Below are 12481 nucleotides of genomic sequence, written 5' to 3' on the forward strand. Positions count from 1 at the left end.
AATGGGTTTGACTTTAGGAGAAAAAATAAAAGAATTTTTAAAAGAAATAGATCTTTTAAGTTTAGCATTAGCTTTATCAATATCAATTCTTCCTTGGAGTATTTGGTTAAACTCAATATCTATTATTATTATTAGTGTAGGCTTAATAATATATACTTTAATGAAGAAAAAAAGGTTAATTATAAGGTTAAAACCTTTTTTAATTACGTCTGTTTTTTTTTGGGTTTCAATTACTTGGTTAACTATAACTTCAGACATGCGAGAAGGTGGAAAATATGTAGAGCATGGATTAAGCTCGTTAATTTTCCCTATTCTTTTTTCTGTTGTTAATAACCATTATCGAATAAATATTAATTATATTTTTTTACTTTTTTTGGGATCATGTGTTCTAAAATATTTATTATTTGTGATTGGAATAATAGAAATAGAGCTGATATTTATTTTGGAGTATTGGAAAGAAATATTTATTCAAGTTAATCAACTTTTTAAATTAAGAGCAATGCACCCTTCATACTTTTCAATGTATTTAGGTTTTTGCTCCTTAATCAGTTATCATTATTATTGTATAGTAAATAAAAAGAGAAATAAATATTTTTTCTTATTTCTGCTGATTTTGACATTTGCTTTTAACTTATCACTAATGGCTAAAATGCCGTTAATAGCATCAATTATTTCTCTATTTGTAGCATTTATTATTTCTCTATTTAAGAGCTTTAAAGAAAAAACAAGAACCGTTATTGTAGTTTCCTTTTTATGTATTTCATTTTTATGTGCCTTATACATAAAAAACGTGCCTAATTCATTTATTCAGGAAATTAATAACTATTACAAGTTAATTAATGGAGATAATATAGAAGACACTTATGATTACAACCAGTATGGTATAGATTCTTCGATTAATTCTTGGAAGAAAACGAATAGAGTTTATATTTGGCGATCATCTATTGATGTAATAAAAGAAGAAAAAAAGTTATTGTTAGGTGTCGGAACTGGAGATATTAAAAAGAACTTAAAAGCTAAGTATCTAAAAAATGATTTTAAATATCTAGCGACTAATAACACTAATACTCATAATCAATACCTTGATTACATAATTAGATATGGAATTGTTGGCTTAATATTAATAATTGCAGCTTTTTGTTTGTACTTAAAAAAAGCAAATGAAAAACAAAATTATTTGTACATGATGTTTTTGCTATTAATTTGTTTAAGTATGCTAACAGAGAATATTTTAAATAGGCAATATGGTATAGTCTTTTTTTTCTTTTTTAATAGTTTTTTCTTTTTAATAAGTAAAAGAAAAACTGATATGAGAATGCAATAACATATTTTGATTAGATTTGTTTACTTAAAGATTTTTATAAATAATTTATTAATGAATAAAGTTTTTACCCTTAATGTTTTAGAAAGAAAATTGTTTTTGTTTTTAGTAGACATAATAATTGTTTTTCTCTATTTATATTTGATGACAAATAGAGTTTTAAGAGGAACTTTTGATTATGAGAAACATGGGTTAACTATATATATAGTTGGAATCATACTTTTTTCTATGATTGCATATGTTTTAGATATATATAATTTAGAAAGAGCTTCAAAGCCTATCACAATTTTTAGATTATCTCTTGTGGTTGGTGTTTTGTATTCTTTTTCTGTTTTTTTCTTAACTGTTTTGTTGATTAACACAACAGTTAGTAGACCTTATTTGATGGTTTTTCTAGCTCTTATGCCTTTCTCTTTAACAGCATGGAGGTTACTATGTTCAAATTTTTTTATTTCTCAACCATTTTTAAAAAATACTATTTTTATATATGAAGAAGCTTTCAAAAAAGAAATAAAGGAGCATATAAAAAGCATTGAAGGCATTAAAAACTCTAATGGTTATAATGTAAAATTAAACATTTCTACAGATAATGAAGTTTTTAAAAAAAATCCTAAACGTTTAGATAAGATTAATGAAAGAATTGAAACTGTTATTATTAGAATTAAAAACTATCAAAATATACCAGAAGAAGTGGAAAGGTTTTTAACTAAAGCAATGTATTTTGGAAAAGAGGTTTTTACTTTTACATCTTTTTACGAGTCAACATATGAAGCACTTCCTTTGAATCTACTAGGAAATAACTTTTATGAAGTATTACATTTAAAAAACACTAAATCCCATTATATTCAGAAAATATTTACATTAATAATTGATTTTTTATTATGCTTTATTGTGGGAAGTGTATTTGTTGTGGCTGTTCCTATTGTTTGTTTTTTTAACTTATTTTTAAATAAAGGTCCTCTTTTTTATACTCAAAAAAGAGTTGGTAAGAAAGGAAAAGAGTTTACGATATATAAGTTTCGCTCTATGGTAGTTGATGCTGAGAAAGCAGGTGCAAAAATGGCTACAAGTAATGATGCTAGGATAACTACATTTGGAAAAACTCTTAGAAAATTTAGAATTGATGAATTACCTCAAATTATCTCGGTAATAAGAGGTGATATGAGTTTTATTGGACCTAGACCAGAACGTAAAGTATTTGTAGATCAATTAGACCAAATGAATCCATTTTATTCAGTAAGACACGTCATTAAGCCTGGTATTACTGGTTGGGCTCAGGTGAAATATAAGTATGGAGAAAATTTAGATGATTCAATAAAAAAACTTGAATACGATTTGTATTATATTAAGAACAGATCCGTTACTTTAGATATAAGAATTTTGTTTAAAACAATAACGACAGTATTATTTTCAAGAGGAGTTTAATAAAAACAATTACATGAATTAATGAAAATATCAGTAATAGGAACTGGGTATGTTGGTTTGGTAACAGGGACGTGTTTGGCAGAAACAGGGAATGAAGTTGTATGTGTAGATGTTGATGCCCAAAAAGTAGAAAAAATGAGAAAAGGAGAAGTACCTATCTATGAGCCTCATTTGGATGTTCTTTTCGAACGAAATATAAAATCAGAAAGGCTTACGTTTACTACATCTCTTAAGGAGGGGCTAATGCATGGCGAAATTATTTTTTTAGCATTGCCAACTCCTGCTGATGAAGATGGATCTGCTGATTTATCATATGTGCTTGGAGTAGCAGATCAAATAGGAGGTTTGATAAGCCAATATAAAGTGATTGTAGATAAGAGTACTGTGCCAGTAGGAACTGCAGATAAAGTGAAAGAAACAATTGCGATGAAAGCAGCATGTGATTTTGACGTTGTATCAAACCCAGAATTCTTAAGAGAAGGGTTTGCTGTTAATGATTTTTTAAAACCAGAAAGAATTATTGTTGGAAGTAGCTCTAAACGAGCAATAGGATTAATGAAGAGGTTATATAATCCTTTTGTAAGGTCAGGAAACCCGATATTGATAATGGATGAGAAATCTGCTGAATTAACAAAATATGCTGCGAATTCATTTTTAGCAACTAAGATTACTTTTATGAATGAAATAGCAAATTACTGCGAGAAAGTAGGAGCAGATGTTGATAAGGTTCGTATTGGAATGGGAACTGATTCCAGAATAGGAAAACGCTTCCTGTTTCCAGGGATTGGATATGGAGGGTCTTGTTTTCCTAAAGATGTAAAAGCATTACTGAATTCAGGAAAGAAGGAAGAATATAATTTTAAAATTTTAGATGCAGTAATAAGAGTTAATGAACATCAGAAAAAAATATTGATCCCGAAGATTAAAACTTTTTTTAACAATGATATTAAAGGAAAGACACTGGCTGTTTGGGGATTGTCTTTTAAACCTGAAACGGATGATATTAGGGAAGCACCTTCTTTAGATGTGATAGAAGAATTGTTATCATTAGGAGCCAGAATTAAAGCATATGATCCGGAAGCAATGGATAATGTGTCCAAAAAGTATGGGGATAAAATAGAGCTTGTAAATTCAATGTATGATGCTATAGAAAATTCAGATGCGTTAATCATTTGTACAGAATGGAGTCTTTTTAGAACACCAGATTTTAACAAAATTAAATCCGAAGTAAGAGAAAAGGTTATTTTTGATGGAAGAAACTTATATAATATTAAGGATATAGAAAAAGAAGAAATATCTTATTTTTCTATAGGACGTAATGATGTTATTGCTAATTAAAGTAGGGTTACATTTTTAAATTAGGTATATTGAAAAGGATTTTAATCACTGGAGCAGCAGGTTTTTTAGGATCTCATTTATGTGATCGGTTTATCGCTGATGGTTATTATGTTATAGGAATGGATAACTTAATTACTGGGGATTTAAAAAATATAGAGCACCTGTTTAAACACGCTAATTTCGAGTTTTATCACCATGATGTTACAAAATTTGTTTACGTTCCTGGGAATTTAGATTACATTTTACATTTTGCATCACCAGCAAGTCCTATTGATTATTTAAAAATTCCAATCCAGACTTTAAAAGTCGGGTCATTAGGAACTCATAATTTATTAGGATTAGCAAGAGAGAAAAACGCAAGAATTTTAATAGCTTCTACCAGTGAGGTGTATGGAGATCCTTTAGTCCATCCACAGACAGAAGATTATTATGGAAATGTAAATACGATTGGTCCAAGAGGGGTATATGATGAAGCTAAACGGTTTCAAGAATCAATTACGATGGCTTATCATAGGTATCATGGAGTAGAAACAAGAATTGTCCGTATTTTTAATACTTATGGTCCGAGAATGAGATTAAATGATGGTAGAGTAATTCCTGCGTTTATCGGACAAGCGTTAAGAGGAGAAGACCTCACAGTATTTGGAGATGGTTTACAGACAAGATCCTTCTGTTATGTAGATGACCAGGTAGAGGGGATTTATCGATTATTACATAGTGATTACGTGCATCCGGTTAATATTGGAAATCCACATGAAATAACAATTAGAGATTTTGCGGAAGAAATTATTAAACTAACAGGAACTACCCAAAAAGTCATTTATAAACCATTACCTGTAAACGATCCGTTACAGCGGCAGCCTGATATAACAAGAGCAAAAGAAATTTTAGGCTGGGAACCAAAAATAGATAGAGCACAGGGAATGCAGCTAACGCTAGATTATTTTAAAAGCTTATCTAAGGAGGAATTATATAAAAGCGAACACAAGGACTTTTCTTCATTCAATAGAAAATAAATGAGAATGTGTTTATGAAAGAGCTAATTTCCAACATCAGTAATTTTTTTTATCGAGATGAAGATAAAAACTGGATTCTTACTATATTTTGGAATAGCTTATACATAGCATTTTTTCTACTTCCTTTAGGTATTAAATTACCAACACCGTTTTTTGTGTTAGCGATTGTGTTGGGAGTGCTTCATATCTTTAAATCTAAAAAGGAATTTATTACAGATAATAAGGCTTTATTACTGTTTCCTTTATATTTTGTTGTTCTTACATTAGGATTATTATATACGGATAATGTATATGATGGAATCAAGTTATTGCAAAGATCATTGTCTCTGTTACTATTTCCAATTATTTTTTTGTTTGTAAAAGAAGATGCTTCAGCTGTTAGGAAACTTTTTGAATTTTTACTTGTCGGTTTATTGTTTTCATTCTTTATTAATTTAGCACTAGGGATTCAAAGTACATTAGAAGCAATAAAAAGAGGAATCATTATAGAAACTATTGATTCTATAGAATTGCTTGAAACTGTAATTACCGGTTGGGATTTCTTTATTAGAGAAGAGTTTTCGAGATTAGTCAATTCCAATTATGTATCAATTTATATTTTGCTGGTGCTCAGTTTTTATCTAAAAAGAAAGTTAGCTTCCAGGTTACAGTTGTTAATCATACTTATACTATTTACATACTTATTTTTATTAGCCTCTAAATGGGCGTATCTGGCATTGACAATTATATCCTTGATTTTGATTTTCAATATTGGGGATAGAAATAGAAGATATACCATGTTTGTAATTTTCTTCTTAGCCGTACTTGTTTTTGTAGATAATCCCAGGATGTCAGTTTTTTATAATAGAGTACGTAATTTCACGAATATCGAATCATATGAAGCGATGTCCTCAGAAAAGTCGAGACTTTTGATTTGGGATGCTTGTATCAAGCTGATAGGAGAATCTCCTTTTCTAGGATATGGAACAGGAGATGCAAATGATATATTGTTAAGGGAATATGCAACCTTGGGGTATGAGCACAATTTAAAAAGAAAGTATAATGCGCATAATCAATTTTTTCAGACTTGGTTACAAACAGGTGTGTTAGGTTTCATTGTCTTAGCAGCTATTTTTGTGATTTTAGGTAGGCGAATGAGAAGAAGCCCTAACGAGTTAGCTGTATTTTTGATTTTGTTGATTTCATTATTATTCGAATCCATGCTTGTTCGTTTCAATGGAATCGTCTTTTTTTCTATTATTATCCCCTTATTACTTAAAAAAAGAAGTATTTTGAGTAGTCGAATTATAAGGAATGAACCTATTTTAGGGAATAACTCAAAATAAATTAGCTGTAGAACAGCTAAAAAATTATTTTTGCCTGTAAGAAAAATAGCTGACATGAACATTTTAGTACTTGGTTCTGGAGGAAGAGAACATACTTTTGCTTATAAAATAGCGAATAGCCCACAATGTGATACATTATATGTGGCACCAGGAAATGCGGGAACTTCAAAAATAGCAACAAATGTTGCAATCGCTGTAACAGACTTTCCTGCAATTAAGAATTTGGTAATAGAAAAAAATATTACCATGGTTGTCGTCGGTCCCGAAGACCCTTTGGTAAGAGGGATTAAAGATTTTTTTGATGCAGATGAAGCATTAAAAGATGTAGCAGTTATCGGTCCGTCAAAGGAAGGTGCTCAATTGGAAGGGAGTAAAGAATATGCAAAAGAATTTTTGTTCAGACATAATATTCCAACGGCAGCTTATCAGAGTTTTACAAAAGAAACCGTAGCAGAAGGAAAACGTTTTTTAGAAACACTACAAGCTCCTTATGTGTTAAAAGCAGATGGATTAGCAGCAGGAAAAGGAGTTTTGATCTTAGAAGATCTAAAAAGAGCGCAAGAAGAGCTGGAAGACATGCTTACAAACGAAAAATTTGGGGAAGCAAGTAGAAAGGTCGTTGTAGAAGAGTTTTTGGATGGGATTGAACTAAGTGTTTTTGTTTTGACAGATGGAAAGAATTATGTGACACTTCCTACAGCAAAAGACTATAAGAGAATTGGAGAAGGAGATACTGGTCTAAATACAGGAGGAATGGGAGCTATTTCACCAGTTCCTTTTGCAGACAGCGTATTTATGTCTAAAATTGATGAACAGGTAGTAAGACCTACTGTAGAAGGGTTAGCTAAAGAAGAGATAGATTACAAAGGATTTATTTTTATTGGACTGATAAAGGTAGGAGGAGAACCTAAAGTAATTGAGTATAATGTAAGAATGGGAGATCCGGAAACCGAGGTTGTATTACCGAGGTTACAAACAGATTTAGTAAGCTTATTTCAGCATGTAGCTCAAGGAACACTAAATGAAGTAAGTTTAGAAGTAGATAGCAGATATGCTACTACTGTAATGACAGTATCAGGAGGATATCCCGAGGCTTACGAAAAAGGAAAAGAGATTAAAGGAATTGATTCAATTTCTGATTCTTTAGTGTTTCATGCCGGAACAAAAATAGAAGAAGGAAAAGTGATTACAAACGGAGGAAGAGTACTGGCGGTTACCTCTTTTGATCAGGATTTTAAAGAAGCATTAAAAAAATCATATACAAATATCGAAAAATTGAACTTCGAAAAAATGTATTATAGAAAGGATTTGGGCTTCGATCTATAAATCCCTATACCAACAACAAAAAAGCCTGAATTTATAAATTCAGGCTTTTTTGTTTTACTTAAATTACCTCGGTATCAATACAGGAGAAAATAATGTTTGATTCAGAAATGAATCTCTGATCATTTTACATCTCGACTAGCCGAGTAAATTCTTAATTATCCCAAGAAAGAATGAGATGTCTGATCTCTATCTTCTTCATTATTGTCATTGAATTTCTGCAATTGTTTCATCCAGTAAATAAAAGCGACAAAACCAATTAGCATAAAAAGCCAATTCATAATGTTGGCCATGGTCCAATTTTCTAATTCCAAAGATCTGAAATAATGCATCGGTAGAAATAGTACATTTTCAAATAAAGATTGGATACCTTCAAAAAACTCTTTCATGCTTATATATATTTTCCTTATGTAAAAAAGGGTTATTTTTAATCTCTTTAATAATTAAAAATTACAAAGTATGTAATTTGAGTGGCAAAAATATAAAAAACCATCGATGTTATCAAGCATTTTTACCAAAACGAAACCTATTAATTTTATAATAATTAAAGTATACCTGTTGACTCTTTTTCTTCTTAGGTACTATAAATTAGAAGAGAAAACCACATCTGTAGCGATGACTTTTTGTGCCGGATATATTATCAGTGTGATCTCTATTTTGATACTTCATTTTCTAGTTAGAAAATATAATCTGTCTAGTCGAAACCTTTACTCAGTGTTTTTCTATGTGTTTTTAATTGGGATGGCACCGGAGGTTATGAATGCAATACCACTGTTAATTTCTAGTTTTTTTGTGGTGGTAGGAACAGAAAGAGTATGTAATCTAAGAAATGAAAAAGCGATAAAATCATCTATTTTAGAAGCATCTATATGTTATGGGATGGCTTCAGTATTGTATTTTTGGAGTATTAGTTTTATGATAGTACTTTTTATAGGAATGTTATTTTTTGCAGCAAAAAGCTATAAAAACTGGATCATTTCCTTAACAGGACTGGGGGTCGTCTATATATTTGTTTCTTGCTACATGCTTTTTAGATATGATCATTTTTTGGATTTAGACTCCTATATCGATCCGATTTCTATTAATTTTGAAGCTTATAAAAATGTTTCTTTTCTATTTACCTTGACATCTTTTGGGATATGTTTACTTTTCTTTATGGGAATTTTTCTAGTCAATATCCAAAAAATTCCTGTAAACCACAGACCCGTAGCAAAATTAATTATCTTTTATGTGTTAATAGCTGTTTTTGTAGTTTTTATAGCACCTATAAAGAATACCACTGAATTAGTATTCTTAATCGGACCAATGTCAGTAATGGGGACTACTTATATGAAGTTAGAATATAGTCCCTTGGTTAGAGAAATTAATCTTGGGGTCTTTTTACTTCTTCCTTTTGTTTTTCTCTTTTTTTAACTTTTGGAAATATTTCTTGATCGATATATACATCCTTGTTGTAAGTTCAGTAAACCACAATGGAGTAAGAATAAAAAGAATGGATGTTGATTTGGGATATTCCGTGGAGTATTTAAATCTTGATTAACGAGCAAAAAAACATGTTTTCTCCTGAAAGAGGTTTTGGCTTCGTTGAAAATATAATACATTTGTGTGTTTATACGTGGATTAATAAATATTCCTTAATAATTAGTAAAGAAAACTACTTGGTAGTGTTTTAAATAAGAGTACATGTTTACAGAAAAAGCAAATCAGATTTTCAGAGAAGTAATAGACAAATATCATATCATTAATACGGTTGACCAGGAGTTCTCCAATCCATATGATAGCAAAAGTGAGGTATTAGAACATTTACTATACAGAAAATGCTGGATTGATACAGTACAATGGCATTATGAGGATATTATTAGGGATCCACAAATAGATCCGGTTGCAGCACTAAAATTAAAAAGACAAATTGATGCTTCTAACCAGGATCGAACGGATATGGTAGAATATATCGACAGTTATTTTTTAGAAAAATACAAAGCGGTAGCAGTAAAACCCTCTGCCACTATTAATACAGAAAGCCCAGCTTGGGGAGTTGATCGATTATCAATACTTGCGCTAAAAGTGTATCATATGGAAGAAGAAGCAAATAGAGCTGATGCGACAGATGCGCATAGAGAAGCATGTCAGAAAAAACTAAATGTTCTTTTGGAGCAACGTGTTGATCTTTCTACAGCAATCGATACACTATTGCAAGATATAGAGAATGGAGATAAGTATATGAAAGTATACAAACAAATGAAGATGTATAATGATGATGAATTAAACCCTGTTCTTAGAGGGCAAAAGTAATTTCTCTTTTTTACCGTCGATTGTTATATGCAGAAACACCCTATAAAACATATTTTGGTTATACGTCTCTCTGCAATGGGAGACGTAGCCATGACAGTACCGGTGTTAGAACGATTCATTGAAACATATCCAGAAATTAGAATTACAGTACTTACACGGGCTTTTTTTACACCAATTTTTTCTGAGTTAAGAAATGTCTCAGTAGTAGCAGCTGATGTCAAAGGAAAACACAAAGGAGTAGTAGGTTTGTATCGTTTATTCTTGGAATTAAAGAAACTGAATATCGATGCAGTAGCAGATCTTCATAATGTATTGCGATCTAATATATTAAAGCGGTTTTTTGCTTTTTCAGGAATTAAAGTCTTTCAGATTGATAAGGGAAGAGCAGAGAAAAAAGCCTTGACAAGAATAAAAAATAAAGATTTTAAACCCTTAAAAACTACCCATCAGCGATATGCAGATGTGTTTAAATATTTAGGGTTTCCAATTGATCTTTCTATAACAGTAAAGAGAGAAAGAATAAAACTCACTCCTCAGATATCTGAGATTCTTCCAGAAACTGGGCAAAAGTGGATTGGAATTGCTCCTTTTGCGCAGCATCAAGGCAAAATATACCCTTTAGAAAGAATAGAGGAAGTAATTGCAGCGTTGGATAAGGAGAGTCGGTTTCAGCTATTGCTTTTTGGAGGTGGTAAGAAGGAAAAGGATATTTTGAACAACCTTGGGCAGAAATATAAAAATGCCGTGTCAATTGCAGGAAAACTTCGTTTCTCAGAAGAATTAAAATTGATCGCTAACCTTGATATGATGGTTTCTATGGATAGCGGGAATGCACACCTGGCAGCTATGTTCGGGGTGCCTACTATTACTATTTGGGGAGTAACACATCCATATGCAGGATTTATGCCTTTTGGTCAACCCTTGTCAAATGCTGTGCTCCCAGACTTAGTTACATATGATCAGATTCCGACATCCATCTATGGGAATAAAGTTCCGGAAGGGTATGAAAAAGTAATGTATTCAATTACTGCCGAACAGGTTCTTCAAAAGATATACACCATAGAAAAAAACACATAAATAAGAAATTAAGGATACGGGGGTCTTTAGATTTCTTACTTATGTACTTATAAACGTTGCTAAATAGTGAGAGAGATCGTTTTTATACATCATCAAAATCGACAAAGACAGTATCCGTAGTTGCATGAGAAACGCAGGCAAGGACAAGTCCTTCTTCTATTTCACTATCAGTAAGAATACCGTTTTTACTCATAACAGCAGTTCCTTCTGTTATTTTGCAGATACAAGAGCTGCAAACACCTCCCTGACAAGAGTAAGGAACATCGATATCTTCTTCAATAGCAGCTTCTAATATTGTTTTTTTGCGATCCATGACAAAGGTAACCTCTTCATCATCAACTAAAATGGTAATATTTGTTTTTCCTTCTTGGTTTGCCCCCTCAGATGAAGTAGAACTACTAGATGTGAATAATTCAAAATGTATTTGATCTTCAGCAACAGCATTTTCTAGTAATACCTCTTTCGCAGTGGAAATCATTACTTCCGGACCACAAAGAAAAAAGTTATCAAAAGAATAGTCTTTGTATTTGTTTTTGACAATAAAGTTGATGGTTGAACGCTCAATTCTTCCAAAATGAGTTCCTACCTCGTTACTTCTGCTATATATAAATTCAATAAAGAACCGGTCAGGATACTTAGCCTGAAGGGTTGTAAGAGCAGTATGAAAAATAGTTTCTTCAGGAGTTTTATTTCCATAAACTAATACGAAACGACTATTGGGTTCATTTTGAAGAACAGCATATATCATACTCATGATAGGGGTAATACCACTTCCGGCAGCAAAAGCACAATATGTTTTGTTGGCTGTTGGACTAGTTGCAAGGGTAAAGGTTCCTTCAGGAGGATGTACTTCTATCACATCATCAGAGGTAAGTTGTTGATTAGCATAGGTAGAAAAAAGACCGTTTTCAATCTCTTTAATAGCTACAGATATGAAATGATCATCAGGAGCACTACAGATAGAATAGGCTCTTCGAACTTCATTGCCGTTGATCGTCGTTTTTAGTGTCAGATATTGTCCAGGGATGAATTGATATTGTTCTTTAAGAGAAGTCGGAATATCAAAGGTAATAGCAACTGCTTTTGAGGTTTCTCGTGTAATGTCTTTAATCGACAGTGAATGAAATGTTGACATGTTTTATAATAAAATCTAATCTTTTCCTGATCTAAAAATCAGAAGCGCCATATGTTAATCGAGACAAAAATAAGAAATGGATAAGAGAGCAGCTGGTATTTCGCCGAAAATTATACAAAGCTCCATTTTTGATAGTATAATAAGGAGGATTTCAAGATAAAAATAATGTCTTGTTTTAGTGGTAGTTGTAAGCTTTTTGTAACATTTTATGAAAATGGACACTAATGGT

Annotated in this window: 11 protein-coding genes; 9 read left to right on the forward strand and 2 right to left on the reverse strand. The window is 31.4% G+C overall.

The genetic code is table 11. The annotated features are described in order from the left end of the window. The first annotated feature begins 1 nt into the window (after nucleotide 1). Genes ACFSTE_RS05660 through purD form a run of 6 tightly spaced genes read left to right on the forward strand, consistent with a single transcriptional unit; the run spans nucleotide 2 to nucleotide 7751 of the window. Nucleotides 2-1324 carry an O-antigen ligase family protein gene (locus ACFSTE_RS05660; protein WP_378298029.1) on the forward strand — a complete coding sequence of 441 codons (1323 nt, stop codon included), beginning with the start codon at nucleotides 2-4 and terminating at the stop codon, nucleotides 1322-1324. Between the two features lie 51 nt (nucleotides 1325-1375). Then, on the forward strand, nucleotides 1376-2746 hold the full coding sequence (locus ACFSTE_RS05665; protein ID WP_378257731.1) for an exopolysaccharide biosynthesis polyprenyl glycosylphosphotransferase: 1371 nt from the start codon (nucleotides 1376-1378) through the stop codon (nucleotides 2744-2746). A 21-nt stretch (nucleotides 2747-2767) separates the two neighbouring features. After that, the gene (locus tag ACFSTE_RS05670; protein WP_378257729.1) at nucleotides 2768-4084 is read left to right on the forward strand and encodes a UDP-glucose dehydrogenase family protein; all 1317 of its coding nucleotides are present in this window, start codon (nucleotides 2768-2770) and stop codon (nucleotides 4082-4084) included. A 29-nt stretch (nucleotides 4085-4113) separates the two neighbouring features. After that, complete coding sequence (locus ACFSTE_RS05675) at nucleotides 4114-5100, forward strand: UDP-glucuronic acid decarboxylase family protein (protein WP_378257727.1); 987 nt, start codon at nucleotides 4114-4116, stop codon at nucleotides 5098-5100. A 14-nt stretch (nucleotides 5101-5114) separates the two neighbouring features. Then, nucleotides 5115-6425, forward strand: a complete 1311-nt coding sequence (locus ACFSTE_RS05680; RefSeq protein ID WP_378257725.1) for an O-antigen ligase family protein — start codon at nucleotides 5115-5117, stop codon at nucleotides 6423-6425. Between the two features lie 54 nt (nucleotides 6426-6479). Next, nucleotides 6480-7751, forward strand: a complete 1272-nt coding sequence (gene purD / locus ACFSTE_RS05685; RefSeq protein WP_378257723.1) for a phosphoribosylamine--glycine ligase — start codon at nucleotides 6480-6482, stop codon at nucleotides 7749-7751. Nucleotides 7752-7906: 155 nt separating this feature from the next. Here the strand turns inward: purD and ACFSTE_RS05690 are convergent, their stop codons facing one another. Then, nucleotides 7907-8137 (reverse strand): DUF6341 family protein, encoded by a 231-nt coding sequence (locus tag ACFSTE_RS05690; protein WP_176028222.1) that lies wholly within the window; start codon nucleotides 8135-8137, stop codon nucleotides 7907-7909. A 106-nt stretch (nucleotides 8138-8243) separates the two neighbouring features. Here ACFSTE_RS05690 and ACFSTE_RS05695 point away from each other — a divergent pair, with 106 nt between their 5' ends. From ACFSTE_RS05695 to ACFSTE_RS05705, 3 genes are all read left to right on the forward strand, one after another. Next, nucleotides 8244-9161: a hypothetical protein gene (locus ACFSTE_RS05695; RefSeq protein ID WP_378257721.1), complete on the forward strand. Its 918-nt coding sequence runs from the start codon at nucleotides 8244-8246 to the stop codon at nucleotides 9159-9161. A gap of 270 nt (nucleotides 9162-9431) precedes the next feature. After that, nucleotides 9432-10040: a DUF4254 domain-containing protein gene (locus ACFSTE_RS05700; protein WP_176028224.1), complete on the forward strand. Its 609-nt coding sequence runs from the start codon at nucleotides 9432-9434 to the stop codon at nucleotides 10038-10040. A 27-nt stretch (nucleotides 10041-10067) separates the two neighbouring features. Then, nucleotides 10068-11117: a glycosyltransferase family 9 protein gene (locus tag ACFSTE_RS05705; protein ID WP_378298031.1), complete on the forward strand. Its 1050-nt coding sequence runs from the start codon at nucleotides 10068-10070 to the stop codon at nucleotides 11115-11117. Nucleotides 11118-11199: 82 nt separating this feature from the next. Here ACFSTE_RS05705 and ACFSTE_RS05710 read toward each other — a convergent pair whose 3' ends face one another. Continuing rightward, nucleotides 11200-12252 (reverse strand): ferredoxin--NADP reductase, encoded by a 1053-nt coding sequence (locus ACFSTE_RS05710; RefSeq protein WP_176028225.1) that lies wholly within the window; start codon nucleotides 12250-12252, stop codon nucleotides 11200-11202. Nucleotides 12253-12481: the final 229 nt, after the last annotated feature.

The organism is Aquimarina hainanensis, assembly GCF_042684685.1.
GTDB lineage: Bacteria > Bacteroidota > Bacteroidia > Flavobacteriales > Flavobacteriaceae > Aquimarina > Aquimarina hainanensis.